General features: G+C 69.3%; 24 protein-coding genes. 15 read left to right on the top strand and 9 right to left on the bottom strand.

Going from position 1 to position 19,906, the window contains the following annotated elements:
* Positions 1–662: sterol desaturase family protein (locus ACJ8AN_RS19690; protein ID WP_407756941.1), on the bottom strand; the 662-nt coding region annotated here is incomplete at its 3' end.
* Between the two features lie 160 nt (positions 663–822).
* A complete protein-coding gene (locus ACJ8AN_RS19685) occupies positions 823–1,644 on the bottom strand; it encodes an SDR family oxidoreductase (RefSeq protein ID WP_407756940.1) in 822 nt (273 codons plus the stop codon).
* A gap of 287 nt (positions 1,645–1,931) precedes the next feature.
* On the opposite strand from ACJ8AN_RS19685, the gene ACJ8AN_RS19680 reads away from it, so the two are divergent.
* The 8 genes from ACJ8AN_RS19680 (at position 1,932) to rimO (ending at position 7,919) form a co-directional block, all read left to right on the top strand.
* Positions 1,932–2,096, top strand: coding sequence for a hypothetical protein (locus tag ACJ8AN_RS19680; RefSeq protein ID WP_407756939.1), 165 nt, complete (start codon positions 1,932–1,934; stop codon positions 2,094–2,096).
* A gap of 32 nt (positions 2,097–2,128) precedes the next feature.
* On the top strand, positions 2,129–2,437 hold the full coding sequence (locus ACJ8AN_RS19675; protein ID WP_407756938.1) for a hypothetical protein: 309 nt from the start codon (positions 2,129–2,131) through the stop codon (positions 2,435–2,437).
* Positions 2,438–2,488: 51 nt separating this feature from the next.
* A complete protein-coding gene (locus ACJ8AN_RS19670; RefSeq protein ID WP_407756937.1) occupies positions 2,489–2,692 on the top strand; it encodes a hypothetical protein in 204 nt (67 codons plus the stop codon).
* Positions 2,693–2,723: 31 nt separating this feature from the next.
* Entirely contained in the window at positions 2,724–3,152 is a 429-nt protein-coding gene (locus ACJ8AN_RS19665; protein WP_407756936.1) for a YbaN family protein, read from the top strand.
* Between the two features lie 89 nt (positions 3,153–3,241).
* Positions 3,242–4,885 carry a ribonuclease J gene (locus tag ACJ8AN_RS19660; protein WP_407756935.1) on the top strand — a complete coding sequence of 548 codons (1,644 nt, stop codon included), beginning with the start codon at positions 3,242–3,244 and terminating at the stop codon, positions 4,883–4,885.
* Between the two features lie 17 nt (positions 4,886–4,902).
* Positions 4,903–5,400, top strand: a complete 498-nt coding sequence (locus tag ACJ8AN_RS19655) for a YajQ family cyclic di-GMP-binding protein (RefSeq protein WP_407756934.1) — start codon at positions 4,903–4,905, stop codon at positions 5,398–5,400.
* A 3-nt stretch (positions 5,401–5,403) separates the two neighbouring features.
* Complete coding sequence (locus ACJ8AN_RS19650; RefSeq protein ID WP_407756933.1) at positions 5,404–6,504, top strand: hypothetical protein; 1,101 nt, start codon at positions 5,404–5,406, stop codon at positions 6,502–6,504.
* A gap of 41 nt (positions 6,505–6,545) precedes the next feature.
* Positions 6,546–7,919, top strand: a complete 1,374-nt coding sequence (gene rimO / locus ACJ8AN_RS19645; RefSeq protein WP_407756942.1) for a 30S ribosomal protein S12 methylthiotransferase RimO — start codon at positions 6,546–6,548, stop codon at positions 7,917–7,919.
* 18 nt (positions 7,920–7,937) lie between these two features.
* Here the strand turns inward: rimO and ACJ8AN_RS19640 are convergent, their stop codons facing one another.
* The 7 genes from ACJ8AN_RS19640 to rplU form a co-directional block, all read right to left on the bottom strand.
* Positions 7,938–9,389 carry a hypothetical protein gene (locus tag ACJ8AN_RS19640; RefSeq protein ID WP_407756932.1) on the bottom strand — a complete coding sequence of 484 codons (1,452 nt, stop codon included), beginning with the start codon at positions 9,387–9,389 and terminating at the stop codon, positions 7,938–7,940.
* A 28-nt stretch (positions 9,390–9,417) separates the two neighbouring features.
* Positions 9,418–10,863: a hypothetical protein gene (locus tag ACJ8AN_RS19635; RefSeq protein WP_407756931.1), complete on the bottom strand. Its 1,446-nt coding sequence runs from the start codon at positions 10,861–10,863 to the stop codon at positions 9,418–9,420.
* Between the two features lie 3 nt (positions 10,864–10,866).
* Positions 10,867–11,643 (bottom strand): LolA family protein, encoded by a 777-nt coding sequence (locus ACJ8AN_RS19630; protein ID WP_407756930.1) that lies wholly within the window; start codon positions 11,641–11,643, stop codon positions 10,867–10,869.
* A 76-nt stretch (positions 11,644–11,719) separates the two neighbouring features.
* Positions 11,720–12,409: a TrmH family RNA methyltransferase gene (locus ACJ8AN_RS19625; protein ID WP_407756929.1), complete on the bottom strand. Its 690-nt coding sequence runs from the start codon at positions 12,407–12,409 to the stop codon at positions 11,720–11,722.
* A gap of 4 nt (positions 12,410–12,413) precedes the next feature.
* Positions 12,414–13,817, bottom strand: a complete 1,404-nt coding sequence (gene obgE, locus ACJ8AN_RS19620) for a GTPase ObgE (protein ID WP_407756928.1) — start codon at positions 13,815–13,817, stop codon at positions 12,414–12,416.
* 131 nt (positions 13,818–13,948) lie between these two features.
* Positions 13,949–14,215, bottom strand: a complete 267-nt coding sequence (rpmA, locus tag ACJ8AN_RS19615; protein ID WP_407756927.1) for a 50S ribosomal protein L27 — start codon at positions 14,213–14,215, stop codon at positions 13,949–13,951.
* Positions 14,216–14,275: 60 nt separating this feature from the next.
* Entirely contained in the window at positions 14,276–14,584 is a 309-nt protein-coding gene (rplU, locus tag ACJ8AN_RS19610) for a 50S ribosomal protein L21 (protein ID WP_407756926.1), read from the bottom strand.
* 290 nt (positions 14,585–14,874) lie between these two features.
* On the opposite strand from rplU, the gene ACJ8AN_RS19605 reads away from it, so the two are divergent.
* The 7 genes from ACJ8AN_RS19605 to ACJ8AN_RS19575 form a co-directional block, all read left to right on the top strand.
* A complete protein-coding gene (locus tag ACJ8AN_RS19605) occupies positions 14,875–15,219 on the top strand; it encodes a hypothetical protein (RefSeq protein ID WP_407756925.1) in 345 nt (114 codons plus the stop codon).
* A gap of 115 nt (positions 15,220–15,334) precedes the next feature.
* Complete coding sequence (locus ACJ8AN_RS19600) at positions 15,335–15,694, top strand: hypothetical protein (protein WP_407756924.1); 360 nt, start codon at positions 15,335–15,337, stop codon at positions 15,692–15,694.
* A 197-nt stretch (positions 15,695–15,891) separates the two neighbouring features.
* On the top strand, positions 15,892–16,233 hold the full coding sequence (locus ACJ8AN_RS19595) for a hypothetical protein (protein WP_407756923.1): 342 nt from the start codon (positions 15,892–15,894) through the stop codon (positions 16,231–16,233).
* A 138-nt stretch (positions 16,234–16,371) separates the two neighbouring features.
* The gene (locus tag ACJ8AN_RS19590; protein ID WP_407756922.1) at positions 16,372–17,334 is read left to right on the top strand and encodes an isopenicillin N synthase family dioxygenase; all 963 of its coding nucleotides are present in this window, start codon (positions 16,372–16,374) and stop codon (positions 17,332–17,334) included.
* A gap of 10 nt (positions 17,335–17,344) precedes the next feature.
* On the top strand, positions 17,345–18,061 hold the full coding sequence (locus tag ACJ8AN_RS19585; protein WP_407756921.1) for a hypothetical protein: 717 nt from the start codon (positions 17,345–17,347) through the stop codon (positions 18,059–18,061).
* 154 nt (positions 18,062–18,215) lie between these two features.
* Complete coding sequence (locus ACJ8AN_RS19580) at positions 18,216–19,289, top strand: cytochrome-c peroxidase (RefSeq protein ID WP_407756920.1); 1,074 nt, start codon at positions 18,216–18,218, stop codon at positions 19,287–19,289.
* Between the two features lie 154 nt (positions 19,290–19,443).
* Positions 19,444–19,906 (top strand): carbonic anhydrase (locus tag ACJ8AN_RS19575; RefSeq protein ID WP_407756919.1); only part of this gene is annotated, 463 nt, incomplete at its 3' end.

The following is a 19,906-nucleotide window of genomic DNA, read 5'->3' as shown; positions in this document are numbered from 1 at the left end:
TGCTGATACGGCGACAGGATCAGCAACGCCACCACCCCGGCCGGCGTCTGCTTGAACACCACCAGGACCTGGCGCTTGCCCTTGCCCACCCGGAGGTGGTGGTGGCGGTGGTAGGCCGGGCTGATGACGAGCCAGTCCAGCCACCCCAGCGAGTACCCACGCGACGAGTGGTGGTACGTGAGCACCACCGAGTACAGCGCGAAGTAGAGCTGCACCGAGAGGGGCGAGAAGCCCAGCCCCGCGAGCAGCGCCACCAGCGCGGAGCCCGAGAGCACCACCTCGAGGGCGTGCGTGTGCGTCACCATCCAGACGCTGAAGTGCTCCTCGCGGTGGTGCTGGAAGTGGAAGCGCCAGAGGAAGGGGTGCTGGTGCTTCACCCAGTGGCTCGTCCAGCTCACCAGCTCGGCGACGAGCGCGCAGGCCACGAAGTCGGCCACGGGAGGCAGCATCCCGGGCCGCATCAGCGTGGGCAGGTGCGAGTGGAACCACGCCGCCGCGGACTGCACCACGAGTGTGGGGACGAAGCTGGTGAAGAAGAAGGCCCAGTTGCGCCGGCGCCTCGGCCCGGCTCCGAAGCTGTCCGCGCGGAACTGCGGGTCGCGCAGCTCCAACAGCACCAGCGTCAGCATCGCCAGCGCCGTTCCCGTGTGAATCAGTCCCAACGTGTCCATCGCCCGCCAAGACTTGCACGAGCCGGGCCGGGACGCCCAGTGCCCCCTCGCCCCCCTGCTACACAGGGAGGAAGGGAGCACCTGTGCAGGGCCCTGTACGGGCCGTGCAGGGCCGGGCACGGCTCCATCGAGCACCTGGGACGCGCGTGCCTCAGTCGAGGAAGAAGTCGGGCAGCGGCTCGGTGCCGGGCTTCACCAGGTACTTCGCGAAGTCCGTCACGCCATTCTCACGCAGCAGGTCCTCGTCGATGAAGAAGTTGCCGGTGGTGGTACGGCTCTCGCGGGTGAGGATGAGGTGGGCCGCGTCGGACATGATCTCCGGGGTGCGGCTGGCCTGCATCATCTCCTCGCCGCCGATCATGTTGATGGCCGCGGTGGCGATGACGGTGCGAGGCCAGAGCGCGTTGAAGGCCACGCCCTGGTCGCGGAACTCCTCGGCCATGCCGAGCACGCACATGCTCATGCCGTACTTGGCCATGGTGTAGGCCACGTGGTTCTGGAACCACTTGGGCTTCATGTTCAGCGGCGGCGAGAGCGTGAGCACATGCGGGTTCTTCGCCTTGAGCAGCTCCGGCAGACACGCCTGGGTGGTGGCGTAGGTGCCGCGCACGTTGACGCCGAACATCAGGTCGAACTTCTTCATCGGCGTCTCCAGCGTGCCCGTCAGGCTGATGGCGCTGGCGTTGTTCACGAGGATGTCGATGCCGCCGAAGCGCTCCACCGCCTGCTTCACCGCGGCGTGAAGCTGGTCCTCGTAGCGGATGTCCACCATCAGGGGCAGCGCCTTGCCGCCCTCCTTCTCAATCTCCTCGGCGGCCGAGTAGATGGTGCCGGGCAGCTTCGGATGGGGCGCGGACGTCTTGGCGGCGATCACGACGTTGGCGCCGTCCCGGGCCGCGCGCTTCGCGATGGCCAGGCCGATGCCGCGGCTCGCGCCGGTGATGAACAGGGTCTTCCCCTTCAAGGTGCTCACAGCGAGTCCTTTCTCCCGGGGCCCTCGGAGAGCCGCAGCCGGGTCGCTTCCGCCCGCCGGTGAGGAGCGGGCCATGCCCCTGCGTACTTCGTCCCGCCGGGGAGCGCCAGTGTCACGGGCGGGGCGTCAGCGCCTCGGGCCTGGAGCCGGACGGCGGGCGATGCCCAGGGCGCTGTGCACGAGCGCCACGTGACTCGAGGGAAGTCCGCGGTGAGGACGGCCTCGCCGCGCCGCAAGGGGACGGGGGTGTGCAGGGCCACGCCGTCCGGGCCGGCCCTCGCGGCCACGTGGTTCTCGCCGAAGCGCAGCCGATGGGCGTCATCCTGTCGCTGCTGCTGCGCGGTTACGATTGGGAGCTCGTGCCCGGGCAGGACCTGAGCTTCGTGCCCCTGCCCTTCCCGCACCCGCGCAGCGGCCTCGAGGTGCGCTTCTCCCGCCGCCGGGAGGTTTGACAAACCCGCATTCGTGGCCAATTTGAGGGTGCATGTCCGGCCCCCTGCATCGCGCTGCCCGCTGGCTGAGACTGGTCCTGGCGTTCCTCACGGTCGCCGGGGCCAGCGCGTCGGCGCATGCACTGCCGGCCGCCGAGGGCGCGGTGGCGGTCTGGGTCAAGCGGTACGAGCCCACGGCGCAGCGCTCGGTGGCCGAGGCCCCGGTATCCCTCCGGCGCGAGGCCACGGCCCGCCCGAAGGTGCCCTCACGCCCCGCGTTCACGGGCCGCCGCATCCACGAGGCGCGCACTCCCGCACCGCCGCGCCGCCTCTTCCTCGTGCATCGCGCGCTCCTCCACTGAGCCTCTCCGGGAACCCACCCCTGGAGAGCCGTTCAGCCCGAGGAGTACCCCATGACCTTGCTTCCCAAGGCCGTGCGCACGTTCGTGCGCGCCAGCCTGCGCTTCGCCTTTCGCTTCGTCCGCTTGCTGTTCATCCTCGGCCTGGTGGTCCTCCCCGCGCCCCTGACGGCCTGGGTCGTCATCATCCTGGAGCCCCTGCGCCGCAACGTGCCGGCCGAGGTCCTCCGTCAGGAGCACCTGCCACCGCCCGAATGAACCCGCACCGCGACTGCTGTATACATGCGGGGTGCCCATCGAACCGCCGCTGGAGCAGAGCCCCCCGAGCGTCAACGAGGACGGGAACCCGCGCTTCCGCTGGCTCTACCAGGCGCTCGGGTTCGTGTGTGTCGGACTCGGGGTGCTCGGCGCGTTCCTTCCGCTGGTGCCGACGACGCCCTTCCTGCTCGTCGCGCTGTGGGCGTTCTCGCGCAGCTCGCGCCGCTTCCACCACTGGCTGTACACGCATCCGCGCTACGGGCCCCGGCTCCAGGAGTGGGAGCGGCACGGCATCGTCCCGATGAAGGTGAAGCTCACGTCCCTGTCCGCCATGACGGCGAGCTTCCTGTTCATGGCGTTCGTCCTGCGCGTGAAGTGGCACGTGCTCGCCGCGGCCGGTTCGCTGATGCTCGTGGGCGCGGTGTACGTGTTCAGCCGCCCCAGCCGCCCTCCCGGGTAGCCCTCCCCCGGCGTCCCCGTCTCCCCGCGAGCGAGGGGGCGTGCGATTCCTGAGGCCGTCTGCCCCCCAGTGCCCATATATGTAGACGCATGCTCCACGTCATTCCCCTTGGAGGACTCGGTGAGATTGGCCTCAACGCCATGGTCATCGCCTGCCGTGGGGAGCTGCTCCTCATCGACTGCGGCCTGATGTTCCCCCCCAGCGGCACCCTGGGCGTGGACATCGTCGTGCCGGACTTCACCTACCTGCGGCAGAACGCCTCGCTGCTCAAGGGCATCGTCCTCACCCACGGGCACGAGGACCATGTGGGCGCCCTGCCCTACCTGCTCAACGAGGTGCCCGTCCCCGTCTACGGCACCCGCTTCACGCTAGGCATGGTGCGTGGCCGGCTCGAGGAGTACGGCATCAAGGCGGACCTGCGCGAAATCGAGCCGCGCCACCCCTTCCCCGTCGGCGCGCACTTCACCGTCGAGGCCTGCCGCGTCACCCACACGGTGCCGGACGCCGTGGGCTACATCGTCCGCACGCCCGAGGGCCCCGTCATCCACACGGGCGACTTCAAGTTGGACCCCAACCCCATCGACGGCCTGCGCACGGACCTGGAGCGCTGGGGCGAGCTCGGGGACGAGGGCGTGCTCTGCCTCCTGGCCGACTCCACCAACTCCGAGCGCACCCACGAGACGGGCAGCGAGAGCGAGGTGGCGCAGACCTTCGACCGGCTCTTCCGCGAGGTGAAGGGCCGCATCGTGGTGAGCATGTTCGCCTCCAACGTGCACCGCATCCACCACGTGCTGGACCTGGCGCGGACGCTGGAGCGCAAGGTGGTGACGATGGGGCGCAGCATGGTGCGCAACATCGAGATGGCCCGCCAGCTCGGCTACCTCCCCTCCGTCACGGATGGCCTCTTCGTCCCGCTCGAGGAGGCGCCGTCGCTTCCCCCCGAGCGCCTGCTGGTGCTCGCCACCGGCTCCCAGGCCGAGCCCCGTGCCGGCCTCTCTCAGCTCGCCGCGGGGGACGGTCCCCTGCGCCTGGGCCCTGGAGATCTCGTCGTCCTCAGTGCCCGGGCCATCCCCGGCAACGAGCGCGCCGTGTCCGGCCTCATCGACCAGCTCATGTGGCGGGGCGCCCGCGTCGTCTACCCGGACGTGGAGCCCGGGGTGCACGTGTCCGGCCACGCCAGCAAGCCCCAGCAGCAGCGCGTGCTGGAGCTGGTGCGCCCCAAGAACTTCGTCCCCATCCACGGCGAGTACCACCACCTGCACCACCACCTCGCCACGGCGAAGGAGTCCGGGCTGGCCCCCGAGCAGCTGCTGCTCGCCCAGGACGGAGACCTGCTCGTCTTCGAGGAGGGCCGGGGCCGGTTCGCGGGCAGTGTGCCCACCGGGCGCATCTACCGGGAACGGTTCGGCAGCGGGGTGGTGACGCAGGACATCCTCCAGGAGCGCACCCGGCTGGCGGAGACGGGACTGATACTGGCGGTGCTCGTCATCGACCGGGCCAGCCTGTCGCTGATGGCGGGGCCGCAGCTGTCCGGCCAGGGGCTGAACCTGGACGAGCAGGTGCTCCTGCCCCGAGTGGCGGAGGACGCCCGCGCCTTCTTCCTGGAGATGTCCCCCCAGCTCCGAGGGGATGATGCCCGGGCCCGGGAGGAGCTCGCACGGGCGGTGCGCCGGGCCTTCAAGCTGTATACATCCAAGCGGCCCGTCGTGGTGCCGATGGTCCTCAAGGTGTGATAAGGGCGCGGACTGCCATGCCTTCCTTCGACGTCGTCTCCAAAATCGATATCGCCGAGCTCGACAACGCGGTCAACCAGGCCAAGAAGGAGATCTCCACCCGTTACGACTTCCAGGGCGTCAACGGGGACATCGTGCTCGCGCCGGACAAGACCTCCATCACCGTGAAGGCCAACAGTGAGGACAAGGTCCAGGCCGCCAAGGAGGTCCTGCTCAGCAAGCTGGCCAAGCGCGGCATCTCGCTGCTGGCGCTCGAGTACGAGCCCATCGAGAAGACGGGCCTGACCAACGTGAAGCAGCTCATCAAGCTGCAGCAGGGCATTCCGGTGGAGAAGTCCAAGGAGCTGGTGAAGCTGCTCAAGGACTCGAAGATGAAGGTTCAGGGCTCCATCCAGGCCGATCAGCTGCGCGTGACGGGCAAGAACAAGGACGACCTCCAGGCCGCCATGGCCCTGTTCCGCAAGGAAGCGGACCGCCTGCAGCTCGACATGCAGTTCACCAACTTCCGGGACTAGCCCTTGCGCTCACTCGTCGTCTCCGCCGTCCTCGCGGCGCTCGCCCCGGGAATGGCCTCCGCCAGGCCCAAGCCCAAAGCGCAGGCCGAAGACAAGGCCCGCCCGGCGATGGCCGTACCGTCGCTCTCCCGCGAGCCGAAGCTCGATGGGAACCTCAAGGACTTCCCCGCCACGCTCAGCGTGAAGCCGCCCGCCTCGAAGGAAGCGAGCGCCTCGTTCACCGCGCGCGCCGGCTGGCGCAAGGACACCCTCTTCGTGGCGGTGGAGGCCCAGGGAGAGCAGCCCCAGGCGGGCGACGCGCTCACCCTCTCGATCTTCTTCCCGGACGCCGGGCCCGCCGCCACCGGCCACGTGTTCCACTTCGGCCTCGACGGCAAGATGTCCTCGCCGCCCGAGGCCGGCACGCCCGAGTTCGCCCAGAAGCTCGTGCGCACGGGGGTGCAGCGCAAGCCCAACGCCCTGACGCTCGAGGTGGCCATTCCCGCCAAGGCCTTCCCGCGCTTCCCCGCGCAGGAGCCGCTCGTGCTCGACCTGTGCGTCACCTACCAGGGCGTCTCCAACTGCAAGGACGGCGGCATGCTGGGCGATGCGCTCCGGCTGCCGGACGACTTCCGCAAGGGCCTCAAGCTCAAGCCCCCCAAGAGCGTGGTGGCCTTCGAGCGGCAGCCCGATGGCTGGCTGGGCTACGGCCTGCTCCACTTCCCGGACTGGGTGGAGGCCGACAAGCCCCTGACGCACGAGCTGCTCGATGACCTGGCGACGAGCACTCCGGTGGACGCGGCGTCGGCCGGGGTGAACGTGCCCGACACGCTCTCGCTGCCGAATGGAAAGCCCCTGGTCACGGTTCTGTCGGGGGAAAATCCCTACGCCGCCCAGGGCACGTGCGATGGGGACAAGGAATTGCGCCTCGGCCTCTACCTGGTGAAGGGGAAGACGGCGCAGCGGGTGCTCGAATGGCCGGCCGCCAACTGTGCGCTGGGACGAGCCACTTCTGTGGTGCTCGATGAAGAGGGCGCGTTGAGCATCGGTTACTCGAACGGCCCGATCATCAACTTTGCTTGGAGTGGAGATCACTTCGAGCGGACCGAACTCGGAAAGCGGTAGGCGCTGTGCAGAATCCCCCTGAGACCAAGAGCCTCTACATGATGACCCTCGGCTGCCCGAAGAACCGGGTGGACTCCGAGGTGATGCTGGGCACCCTCAAGCAGCGCGGCTACGCGCTGGTGCAGGATCCGTCCGCAGCCCAGGTCATCGTCGTCAATACCTGTGCCTTCATCGGACCCGCCAAGCAGGAGTCGGTGGACTCCATCCTGGAGATGGCCGAGTTCAAGAAGTCGGGAGCGTGCAGCACGCTCGTGGTCACCGGCTGTCTGTCGCAGCGCTACGGCGCCGAGCTCTCCAAGGAGATGCCCGAGGTGGACCACTTCCTCGGCACGAGCGCCTACGCGCAGATTGGCGACCTGCTCGCCGCCGAGGCCAGCCCGCGTCAGGTGATTCCGGACCCGGACTACATCCACGACGCGAACACCCCGCGTGAGAACTCGATGCCGTCGTACACGGCCTATCTGAAGATCTCCGAGGGCTGCGACAACGCGTGTGCCTTCTGCATCATCCCCACGCTGCGCGGCGGCCAGCGCTCGCGCCCCATCGCGGACATCGTCGCCGAGGCCCAGCGCCTGTCCGAGCAGGGCGTGCAGGAGCTGAACCTCGTGGCGCAGGACCTCACGGCCTACGGGCACGACCTGCCGGGCAAGCCGAAGCTGCATGACCTCTTGCGCGAGCTGGTGAAGGTGGACGTGCGGTGGATCCGCCTGCACTACGCCTACCCGCGCGTCTTCACCGACGAGCTCATCGAGCTGATGGCGACGGAGAAGAAGATCGCCCGGTACCTGGACATGCCGCTGCAGCACGCGAGCGACAAGCTGCTGCTGTCGATGAAGCGCGGCCGGGACTCGAAGTTCCTCAAGGAGCTGTTGACGAAGCTGCGCGCCCGGGTGCCGGGGCTGGTGATGCGCACCTCGATGATCGTGGGACTCCCGGGCGAGACCGAGGAGGACTTCGAGCTGCTCAAGGAGTTCGTGAAGGAGCAGCGCTTCGAGCGGCTCGGCGTGTTCCAGTACTCGGACGAGGAAGGCACGGCCGCGTACGACTACGAGAACAAGGTGCCCAAGCAGACCATCGAGCGGCGCTGGCGCGAGGTGATGGCCATCCAGAAGCGCATCAACCGCGAGCAGAACAAGAAGCTCGTGGGCCAGCGCATCGAAGTGCTGGTGGAGGGCCCGAGCGAGGAGTCCGAGCACCTGCTGGTGGGCCGCTACGAGGGCCAGGCGCCGGAGATCGACGGTCTGGTCTACATCAACGATGGCCTGGCGTACCCGGGCGAGTTCGTCACCGTGGAGGTGACGGAGGCGCACGACTACGACCTGATCGCCAAGGTGGTCGAGCGCCCCAACCCGAAGGACCGCGTGCACAAGCCGCGCGACTCCTTCCCGATGGCCGTGGTGCCCTCGGCGCGCTGACGCGCCTTGGGCAGTGCCTCAGCGCCGCTCCAGGCGGTGCCATGGGCCCGCGCGCCCGGTCTCCGTGAAGCCCACGAGGGTGCCGGGCAGCGGCCCCTCTCCGTACACCAGCAGCGCGGTGAAGGGTGCGAGCTGCTCGGCCGAGCTCCCGTCCATCCACTGCGGCAGGGAAACGCCCGGGTGGAAGCGCACCGGCAGGTGATCCCCATCGGCGAAGAAGTGGTGCCCCACCCCGCCCTGGGTCGCCGTCCACCACTGCCCGAGGTGCTCCAGGTAGACGAGCCGGCTCTCGCGGGACCGGTTCCCCACGAGCGAGACGTAGCCGTGCACCCCAGTCGGCGGAGGGCTCGCCACCAGCGTCTCGAGCCCCGCCACCTCCTGCTTGAAGCGCCAATGGAAGCGGGCCGTCTCGGCGAGCGAGGCCACCACCACGAGCAGCAGCAGGATCCGCACCGGCCGGGCGATGCGCGAGGGGTCCACCAGCACGAGCGCGACGACACCCGCGAGCACGGGCAGGCGCACATGGATGAGCCAGGCGCCCGAGAGCGCCTTGGGCGTCAGCAGGAACAGGGCCCCCAGCGCGAGAAACAGCACCCAGGGCGCCCGAGATTCCTCGCGCCGGGCGCGCACGTAGGCGGCCACGAAGACGAGCGTGATGAGCAGTGGGGCCGCGACGGCGAGCACGCCTTCGGGGCGGTAGTTGCGCAGGAGCCAGTTGAAGTGCGAGCCCCAGCCGTAGTCCGTGGGCGCGGCGTTGCCGGGAGCGAGGGCCCTCGACATGAGCGCCACGATGCGCGCCGCGCACAGGCCCAAAGGAAGCGCGAGCCCCGCCGCCGCGAGTCCCGCGGCCCGCCGCCGGGGAGTCGAGGTGAGCGCGAGCGCCGCCATGCCGACCCCCAGGGCGCCAAAGGCGACGAGGTGCGAGAGCATCGTCGCGGTGGACAGGAGCGCGAGGCCCACCATGGTGCCCCCCACGCGCCCGGAGCTCCGCAGCGCATGCAGGTAGAGCGCGAGCGAGAACAGGGCGAGCGGCAGGGAGAAGAAGCTCGGGAGGAAGCCGTACCAATAGGAGATGTTGAAGGCGAGCGGGAGCCCGAACACCACCGTCCACTCGGGCCGGCGCAGGACGCGCGCGAGCGCCAGGTGGGACAAGGGGAAGAGCATCAACCCCGTCCACGCGGCCAGACGCGCCGCGAAGGCCCCATTCGTGAGCAGCGTCACCGGCAGGAAGAGCCAGATGGGCAGCCCGTAGCCGAGCGGCAGGTGCGCCTCGTAGAAGGCGGACACCGCCGCATCGCCCCGGACGAGCGCCGCGAGCGTCTGCATCTGGGCCGCGTGGGCGGGGAGATCCACCGAGGGAGGAATGCCGCTCACGCACCAGGCGGCGAAGCTCCCCCAGGCCACCAGCAGGGCGATGACCTTCCAGGACTCGCGCGGGGGGGCGATCGCGGCCGACGGCTCGTGGGACATGTTCCGTCCCCCTTATACCGCCGTTCCGTTACTTCGGATCCTCGGGCTCCCGCTCGCGCTCCTTCTTGCTCGGCGGCTGCGGCGTGTTGTTCCGGCGGGGGATGGCCGCGTCGCCCAGCGGGGTCGGCTGGCACTCGCAGAGGGTGCGCCGGGTGCTCGCCTGGTGCACGAAGATGCAGGCGTTGGGGCACTCGGGGAGCTGCCCTTCCTCGAACACGGCCAGCGCGTACCCACGCACCGACTTCAGCGCCTCGTTGCACTCGGGCATCGCCTGCGCCAGCCGTGGCCACGGCACCAGGTGCTGGGTCGTCGCGCCGCGGCTCGTCGGCGCGAACGAGAAGCCCACCTGGCAGTCCATCGTCAGCGGCTTGCCGTCCTCGCCGAGCGGCTCCAGGTGCACCCGCCCACCCTCGGGCAGGTCGCGGAACACCGCCCCCGTGATGGCCATGCGCCCCTCCGCGCCCCTCCGCACGTGCAGCCCGAAACAGGACTCCTCGCGGAACTCCTCGGGATTCTGGGAGCCCGGCCGGGCGCAACGCTGACGGCCCTCGACCACCTCCACGCGAGGCCGGCGCAGCACCAGCGTGTCGCCCTGCACGTCCACCGTGGTGCGGAAGCGTCCCCAGACATCCGGCCCCAGCCGGCCGAGCGTCGTCGGGTTGCGCCACCCCACCCCGGCCTCCAGCACCAGCGGCTTCACCCCCACGTCCGAGGTCACCTCCACCGCGTCCGCCAGATAGGCCCTCGGCGGCAGGTTGGCGCCCGTCTCCAGGGGTTGGAAGCCCTGCGCTTCCGCGGCCCCTATCGCGAGCCGCGAGAAGGGCTCGCGCGTGCCCAGCACGAAGGGGCCCGTGAGGTTCGACTCGCCCTGCGTCACCCGCGCCGCCAGCAGCGGCCAATCGCCCACCGGGTCGCGGGAGAGCTCGAGCCGGTACACCTCCTCGGCCGGGTCCACGCCGGGAGTGGCCGCCTCGGCGACGAGCACCGAGCGCGGGCGGGACTTCTCGAAGGTCACCTCGCGGCGCAGCGGATCCACCGTGAAGGCATAGGGCGCCAGCACATCCGCCCCGAGCGTCACCGCGCAGGCGCGCTCGTCGGTGAGCCCCATGCCGCGAGGCCCCACCGGAACACGTCCCACGCGCAGGCCGGACAGGCGCACGAGCGGCCAGTCCCGCAGGCCTCCGGGCCCGGCGTAGACATCCGGCACGCGCGCCGAGCCCACCACCGGAGGCGCGGGCTTCTTCTCATCCCAGCACCCCGAGGACACCGCGGAGAGCGGCCGGGCGAGGTCCATCACCACCGGCACCGCACGCCCATTCAAGTGGCCCTCGACGACGAGCCGCAGGTTGGGCGAGGGCAGCAGCGGCAGCGTCTGGCCCACGAGGGTGCCGGGGGCCTCGGACGCGGCGGGGCCCGCCTCCCGGTGACACCCGGCGAGCAGCAGCAGCAGGGCCCCGAGCCGCGCGGTCCGCATGGGCTACTTCCGCATCTTGGAGAAGTCGTCGATGCGCGTGCCCTCGGGCGGATTGATCTTGAAGCGGTCCGCCTCGATGCCCACGTTCGTCTTCAGGTTGAGGAAGGCGATGGCGTTCTCGCTGCCGTCCGGGTCCACCACGGTGCTCTTGAGCACCTGCGCCGTCTTCGGGTCCACCTCCAGGCGCACCTGGCGGAAGCGCGGCTCGTTCTTGAGGGGATCGAGCACCAGCAGCGTGCCCTTGCAGTCCTTGCACTCGCCCTTGGAGATGGAGAACTCGTCGGCGAGCTTCCCCTGGCCGAAGAGGAACGTCACCGAGGCCGACAGCTGGCTGGTGTCGATGCGGCCCACGCTGAGCGTCTGCGCCTCGGGGTCGTACGCGTACACCTTCTCGCCGGCGAGCACGAAGGTGCGCTTGGAGGGCTTCTCGTACTCCCAGCGCATCAGGCCCGGCTTCTTGTAGATGACCGTGCCCGTCGAGGTCTGCGTGCGCCGCAGGGCCTTATACTTGTAGTCCTGCTTGAAGTCGGACGAGAAGTCCTGCGTCTTCTCGTAGAAGGCCTGCATCCGGTCCACGAGGTCCTTCACCTCGGGGGCGACCTTCTTCTCGGGGGGCCTGGCGGCCTCGGGGGCCTTGGGAGCGGCGGCCTTGGGGGGAGCGGCGGGAGCGGGGGCCTGCTGGGCGGGCGCCTGGGCGACCACCTGGTGGGCCACGGTGGTGGGCACCGGAGCAATCACCGGCGCGGCGAGCAGGGTCACGAGCAGCTTCTCGAGGTACATGGCTTGGGCTCCCTCCAGGCGGGCGAGCGGCCCGCGGTTCCAACTGTACCTACAGACGGGGCCCCGGGTCCGGCATTCACCGCTTGGGGGCGGGCTGCTTGCGGAAGATGCGTTTGCGCTGTTTCACGGCGAGCACATAGAAGCGGTCGCGCAGCTCCTGGGCCTCGGCCTCGGTGAGATCGCCCACGCGGCCGAGGTGCTCCTCGCGCCAGGAGATCGCCCGGGTGATGCAGGCGGACGCGGCGGCCGAGATGTTGAGGCTCTGGCTGAAGCCACGCATGGGAATCCAGAAGGTGCCGTCCGAGCCGGCCAGCACCTCGGGGCTGACGCCCTCGCGCTCGTTGCCGAAGATGAGAGCAATTTTCGAGTCGAAGCGCAGCGAGTAGAGGCTGGTGGCGTCCTCGCGGATGGCCGAGGCGTAGAGGGCGAAGCCGCGCGACTTGAGGTGCTCGCGGCACGAGGCGAAGTCCTTGTAGAGCTTCACGTCGAGCCACTTGTCACAGCCCTGCGCCACCCGCGAGTTGGGCATGAAGGGCGCTTCGGGGTTCACGATGACGTGCACTTCCTGGAGGCCATTGGCCTCGCAGGTGCGCAGCACCGCGGCCATGTTGAAGCTGTCCTCCAGCCGGTCGAGCACGATGGTGAAGGTGCGCGTGCGCCCGGAGATGACCTTGTCGATCTTCTCCTTGCGCACGTCGAGCAGGAGGGACTCCGGGTCGATCGGAGCCTTCTCCAGCTTCTCGTAACGAGGGCCGCCACCAGACATCGGCTCAGGACCTCCGGGCCCGCTTCGGTGCGGCCTTCCTCGCGGCCCGTGCCGGGGCCTTCTTCGCCACGGCCTTCTTCGCGGGCGCCTTCCTCGCCGCGACCTTCACAGCGGCCTTCTTCGCGGGCGCCTTCGCCGCCTTCTTGGCGGGAGCCTTCTTCGCCGCTGTCTTCACCGCGGCCTTCTTGGCGGGCGCCTTCTTCGCCGCCGCCTTCTTCGCGGGCGCATTCTTCGCCGCCGCGGCCTTCTTCGCGGGAGCCTTCGCCGCCACCTTCACGGCAGCCTTCTTCGCGGGAGCCTTCGCCGCCTTCTTCGCGGGCGCCTCGGCGGGCTGGCGCGGGGCGGGGGCGGTCTTCTTCTGCGCCCGGGGCTTCGGGGGCGGCTCCACGTGCAGCTTGTCCGTCTTGCCGGTGAAGAGCACCTCGGCCACCGCGTCCAGCAGCGGCTGCATGCCCTGGCCCGTGGCGCACGAGACGGGGAACACGGCGATGCCGCGCTGGCGCATCTCCTCCGTCAGGGCCCCGAGCCGCTCCTGCGCGTTCGGCAGGTCCAACTTGTTCGCGGCCACCACCTGGGGCTTGTGCGACAGCTCCTCGCTGTACTTGCGCAGCTCCTCGTTGAGCACGTCGAAGTCGTGCAGCGGCTCACGCCCGTCGCCCTCGGCGCCCATGTCCAGCAGGTGGATGAGCACCTTGCAGCGCTCCACGTGCCGCAGGAACTGGAGCCCCAGGCCCACGCCCTCGCTGGCGCCCTCGATGAGGCCGGGGATGTCCGCCATCACGAAGGACAGGCTGTCCTTGTACTGGACCAGACCCAGGTTGGGCACGAGCGTGGTGAACGGGTAGTCGGCGATCTTCGGCCGAGCCCGGCTCACGATGGAGATGAGCGTGCTCTTGCCCGCGTTCGGGTAGCCCAGGAGCCCCACGTCCGCCAGCAGCTTGAGCTCCAGCCGCAGCATGCGCTCCTCGCCCGGGGTACCGTCCTGGGCGAAGCGCGGCGTCTGCCGGGTGGAGGTGGCGAAGTTCATGTTGCCCAGGCCGCCCCGGCCGCCCTTGCACACCACCATGCGCTCGCCGGCCGTGTTCAGGTCCGCCAGCACCTCCTCGGTGTCGGCGTCGCGGATGAGGGTGCCCACCGGCACCTTGAGGATCAAATCATCCGACGAGCGGCCGTTGCAGTCGCTGCCCATGCCGCCCTCGCCGTTCTTCGCCCGGTGGTGCTGCTGGTAGCGGTAGTCCAACAACGTGGTGAGCTGGGGATCGGCCACGAAGATGACCGAGCCACCGTTGCCCCCATCGCCCCCGCTCGGGCCGCCACGATCGACGTACTTCTCCCGGCGGAAGGCAACGGCCCCGTTGCCCCCATCTCCAGCCTTCACGTGGATGCGGACTTCATCGACGAATTTCATGACCAACCCCAGAAATGCGGAACGGGCCGCCACCGCGTCCAACGCCCAAGGGCGAATGGACTGGGAGCGACCCGCTCACGAAGGCACACGGGGATCCGCTACCGCTGGATCCCCTTCAGACGACGCACCGGTTAGGCGCTCGGCTGGGCCGGATGGACGGACACCTTCTTGCGGTCCCGCCCCTGGCGCTCGTACTTCACCACCCCGTCCACCGTGGCGAAGAGCGTGAAGTCACGCCCCAGCTTCACGTTGGCGCCCGGGTGGATGACCGTGCCGACCTGCCGCACGAGGATGCTCCCCGCGCTGACGGTCTCGCCCGCGAACACCTTCACGCCGCGGTACTTCGGATTGGAATCGCGACCGTTGCGAGAAGAACCCTGTCCCTTTTTATGAGCCATGACACCGATTCCTGATGCGGCCGGCGCGCCGCTCGGCGCTCCGGGAAGTTGTGACCCGGACTAGCCGGAGATGGAGGTCACCTTGACCTCGGTGTAGGGCTGACGGTGACCACGGCGGCGCGTCCAGCCTTCCTTCTCCTTGCGGAAGTGCAGGACCTTGCGGTGCTTGTCCTGGGCCAGAATCTTGCCCACGACCTTGGCGCCCGACACGGTCGGCTGCCCCACCTTCGGGCTGTCGCTTCCACCGAGCATCAGGACGTCGTTGAAGCTCACCTCAGCGCCGACGTCGCCCGAGACCTTCTCGATCCGGAGCACGTCGCCCTCGGCCACGCGGTACTGCTTCCCGCCCGTGCGAATGACTGCGTACATCGTAGAACCCCTGGTTTTGTTCCGGGTTGATTCAACCCGTGAAAGGCCGGCGCGCATTTCGGACGGGGGAGACCCGTCCTACGATGCAAAGGGCGCTCGATCTACGGGAGAAGGCCTGGGGAGTCAAGACAGATGCACGGGGGGGCGGCGCACTTACTGCATTCCATCCCCCTCCCCCCTCCACGCCTGCCCGCATGTGGACAGGGGGTGCACACCTGCCCCGCCGGACACCTGCCAGGCGACCGGGCCGTCCGTAGGATGAAGGATCCCCCATACAAGGAAGACCCCCGATGCGGAAGTCCGGATGGAGGCTCGCTCCCCTGGCGGCGGTGATGCTCCTGAGCGGGTGCCGGAACACGGCTTGTGAGGAGCTGGCGGCGGCCTACGCCGACGTGGCCCGGAAGTCCGAGCCCTGCCTGGAGCGCGCCCCCCTGCCCTCCTTCGACGCGGCCCGGTGTGAGCAGAACCTCCAGGAGCAGTGCGGCGACAAGGACCTGGAGCGGCTCGAGAAGCAGATCCAGTGCTACCAGGAGCTCGGGACCTGCCAGCCCGAGGAGAAGGCCTCGTTCCTCCAGGGCGTCACCGACTGCGACAGCTACGCCCTGAGCAACGGCTGCGAGGCGGCCATCTTCTAGGACGGCCGCTCCGGCCCCCCAAGCGCCGCGCCCCCCTGGCCCTCCGGGCCGGGGCCGCTAGGATGCGCGCCTCGCTTCACGCGCATTCGTGAAGGACCCGGAGGGGGAAGCACATATGAAGAAGCTGTTCGGAGTGGCCGCTGCCGTGGCGATGGCGCTGACGGGCTGCGGCCCGTCTGTCTGTGAGGATCTGGAGGGGGCGAGCAAGACCTTCGGCGAGAAGTACAAGCCCTGCGCGGAGGGCGAGACGACCACGTTCCCCGTGAGCAACACGTGCAGCAAGGACATCGAGCAGTGCACGGACAAGGAGAAGGAGGTCGTCTCGGACTTCGCCAGGTGCATCGACAAGATGCACCGGTGCGACCCCGATAACCCGGATCAGTTCAGCAACGAGGTCTTCACCTGCGTGATCGACCTGTACAACGGGGCCAGCGAGAAGTGCCTCGTGGCCACCGGCATCTTCGGCGGCAGCTGAGCGCTCACCCAGGTGCCACCGGGGGCCACGCGCCGTGCGGGTGGCCCGCTTCTGGGGGGGCCCCACGAAAGCGAATGACCGTTAACACTCCGAAGATTGGGGTGTGAAAGCATTCATGGCGCTCCAGGCACGGGCCACTAGGATGCGCGCCCTCTCTTCACACTCCTTCGTGAAGGGCCAGAGGGGAAAATACACCTATGAAGAAGCTGGTCGGAGTGCTCGCGGTCGCGGTGATGGCGTTGACGGGCTGCGGAAACACCTGTGACAACCTGGGAGACGCTCTCACGGAGTTCGACAAAAAGGCCGCGCCCTGCGGCAACAACGAGCCGTCGACGTTCAACATGAACCAGTGCGACAACAACCTCGACAAGTGCTCGAGCGAGGACAAGAAGGCGCTCGACAAGTTCGCCGACTGCCTCGGCGACCTGCCGACGTGCGCCACGGCCACCGAGGACAACTTCAACGCCGCGGCCGCCGGCTGCGCGTTCTCCCTCGTGGGCAGCATCAGCGAGCAGTGCCTGAACACCATCGGCGGCTAGCAGGCCGGTGACCTGGGAGCCGGGGAGTGGCCTGGCCTCCCTGTCCGTGGATCGGGGACCCCCTGGGCCCCGGTCCCCGGGGATTCACCCCAAGGCAGTTCCCGTCACACCCGGGTGACGGCTAGAGTGCGCGGCGCCATGTCCCGTACCACTCGCCGCATCCCCCTCGTCAACCTGTCCCACTACCGTTCCGGCAGCCCCGAGGAGCGCGCCCGCTTCGTCCGGGTGTTCGGTGATGCCCTCAAGGAGTTCGGCTTCGTCTCCGTCGAGGGCCACGGCATCGACGACGGGCTCATCCGCCGCACCTACGCGGACGTGGCGGCCTTCTTCAACCTCCCCGATCAGGTGAAGCACCGCTACCACGTCGCCGAGCTCGGCGGGCAGCGCGGCTACACGCCCTTCGGCAAGGAGCACGCGAAGAACCGCACCGTGGGCGACCTCAAGGAATTCTGGCACGTGGGCCGCGACCTGCCCGAGGGCCACCCGCGCCGCCCGGACTCCGCCGCCCACAACGTCTGGCCCGAGGAGGTGCCGTCCTTCCGCACCCATACCCTCGAGCTCTTCCGCGCCCTCGACGAGGCGGCCGCGGTGATGCTGCAGGCCACGGCCGAGTACTTCGGCATTCCGCTCAACACCTTCAGCGACATGGCGCAGGACGGCACCTCGGTGCTGCGCGTCATCCACTACCCGCCCCTGAAGGAGAAGTTCATCCCCGGCGCGGTGCGCGCCGCCGAGCACGAGGACATCAACCTCCTCACCCTGCTGTGCGAGGGCACCGCCTCGGGCCTGGAGCTGCTCACCCGCGACGGCGAGTGGCTCCCCGTGGACACGCTGCGCGGGCAGATCGTCGTGGACTCGGGCGACATGATGAGCCGCATCACCAACGGCGTCATCCCCGCCACCACCCACCGCGTGGTCAACCCGCCCTCGGCCGCCGAGGACAACACGCGCTACTCCATGCCCTTCTTCGTGCACCCCTATCCGGAGTGCATGCTCGCGCCCCTGGAGAGCACCGTGACGCCGGAGAAGCCGGGCCAGCCCCCCATCACCGCCGACGCCTTCCTCAAGCAGCGCCTGCGGGAGATCGGCCTCATCAAGTAGCCTCGGGCGCGTGGAGACCCCCGCGCCCTCGCACGTAGAGCCATTCGCCGTCCAGACCCGCGTCTCGCTGGACGACTCCGCCTCGCGCCTGCGACGCCTGCTGCTGGTGGGAGGGCTGGCCGCGGCTCCCGCGATGGCCCAGGAGGCCCCGGAGCCATCCCGGCTCATGCGGCCGGGCCACCTCGACCTGCGCCTCGAAGGCGGGCTCGGCTTCCTCCCACCCGCTGGAGAGGCCGGTGCGAGCACGGAGCTCGGCGTGGTGACGATTGGCCCGGGGACGCTCTCCGCCGGCGCGCAGCTCGGCTTCCGGCAGTGCCTCCTCGCGTGCTCGGTCTCCAGCGTCCTCGCCCAGCAACGCGTGTCGAATCTCGACCTCTACGCCCTCGGACGCCTGGGCTACCACTTCAGCCTGGAGGGCAAGAACCAGGACAGGGTGGACCTCTACGGCGTCCTGCTCGGGGGCGTGATGGAGGCGCGCACCACCCGCAGCGCTCCGGAGTTCCGCTACGAGGGGCGGGGCCGAGGTCCGGCCGTCGGCGTCGGGGTGGGCGGCAGCTACTTCCTCTCGTCCCGGTTCTTCGTGGGCGCGGAGGCCCGGCTGCGCTTCGCCACCGGCTCCTACGCGCTCACCCTCACCCGGGGCACGTACACCTTCACCCCCGACGACAGCCACTGGGTGCGTCTGGGCCCCAGCACCGTCCTCTTCGCTGGGGCCCGGCTCTTCTGAAACAGCGCAACCCGGAAGCCCACCGAGCCTCCATCCGAGCGTGAGCCCGCCGGGCCCGCGAAGCGCATACAGACCGTGTCATTGACGCCTGGAGAGCCCCCTCCTAGCCTCGACGGTCTTCGCCGCACCAGCGGCGTGTGCCCCCCATCGACCCATGAGCATCCGCCACTCCCTTCGCCCCCTGATCGCCACCGCCGTCCTGGCGAGCACCCCGAGCCTCGCCGAGCAGCCCGCCGCGTCCACCCCCGTGAACGCGCTGCAGGCCCACGTCTTCGGCACGAACTACCCCATCTCCTTCCAGCAGCTCCCCCAGCGCTACGAGAACCCGGCCAACCCCATCACCGCCGAGAAGGTGACGCTCGGGCGCATGCTGTACTTCGAGACGCGCCTGTCGAAGAACCAGGATCTCTCGTGCAACTCCTGCCACGACCTGGCGCAGTACGGCGTGGACGGCAAGCCCTTCTCCTCGGGCCACAAGAAGCAGCTGGGCGGCCGTAACTCGCCCACCGTCTACAACGCCGCCGGCCACCACCTGCAGTTCTGGGACGGCCGCGCCCCCAACGTGGAGGAGCAGGCCAAGGGCCCCATCCTCAACCCGGTGGAGATGGCCATGCCCAGCAGCGAGCATGTCGTCGCCACGCTCAAGTCCATCCCGGGCTACGTCGCCGAGTTCCAGAAGGCCTTCCCGGGCGAGGCGGATCCCGTCACCTACGACAACCTCGGGAGGGCCATTGGCGCCTTCGAGCGGCAGCTCGTCACCCCGGCGCGCTTCGACAAGTACCTCGCCGGCAACGAGAGCGCGCTCAACGAGCAGGAGAAGCGCGGCATGAAGCGCTTCGCCGAGGTGGGCTGCGGCCTGTGCCACAACGGGCCGGCCTTCGGCGGCGGCATGCAGCGCCTGGGCTACATGGTGGAGTACCCCGACAAGAAGGACCAGGGCCTCTTCGAGCAGACGCACCGCGACGACCACCGGATGATCTTCCGCGTGCCCACGCTGCGCAACGTCGCGCGCACCGCGCCCTACTTCCACGACGGCTCGGTGAAGGACCTGCCCACGGCGGTGCGCCTCATGGGCTGGCACCAGCTGGCCAAGAAGCTCAGTGACGAGGAGGTGAACGACCTCGTCGCCTTCCTGGGTTCGCTCACCGGCGAGCTGCCCACGAGCTACATCGCGCGCCCCGCGCTGCCGCCGAGCGGGCCGTCCACGCCCAAGCCGGACCCCACGTAGTCCCGAGCCCCAGGATCCGCCTCCCGGCTTCCAGAATCGGGAGGCGGCGCCCTTCCCAGCCGTACCCACCGCGAGTAGGGTGCCGCCGCCACACGGCCCGTAGCCCGTGCGGCCGGTGTGGAATGGGCCGCACTGAGTCCCCCGTGGGCTCCCTGTGACCAAATACGAGCAGATCTTCGCGAACAACCGCCGCTGGGCCGAGGAGCAGACCCGGAACGATCCCGAGTTCTTCATCCGGCTCGCGGCCGAGCAGCGCCCGGACTTCCTGTACATCGGCTGCTCCGACAGCCGGGTGCCGGCCAACCAGATCATGGGCCTGGCGCCCGGTGACGTGTTCGTGCACCGCAACGTCGCCAACCTGGTCAACAACGTCGACCTGAACGTGATGTCGGCCATCAACTACGGGGTGCGGCACCTCGACGTGAAGCACATCATCGTGTGCGGCCACTACGGGTGCGGCGGCGTGCGAGCGGCCATGATCCCCAAGGATCTGGGCATCCTCAACCCGTGGCTGCGCAACATCCGCGACGTGTACCGCCTGCACAAGGCGGAGCTCGACTCCATCAAGCCCGAGGAGCTGCGCTACGACCGGTTGGTGGAGCTCAACGTCACCGAGC

Origin of the sequence: Archangium sp. (genome assembly GCF_045802675.1) — a bacterium.
Classification (GTDB): Bacteria; Myxococcota; Myxococcia; order Myxococcales; family Myxococcaceae; genus Archangium.
This window is presented reverse-complemented; position numbering and strand designations above follow the sequence as displayed.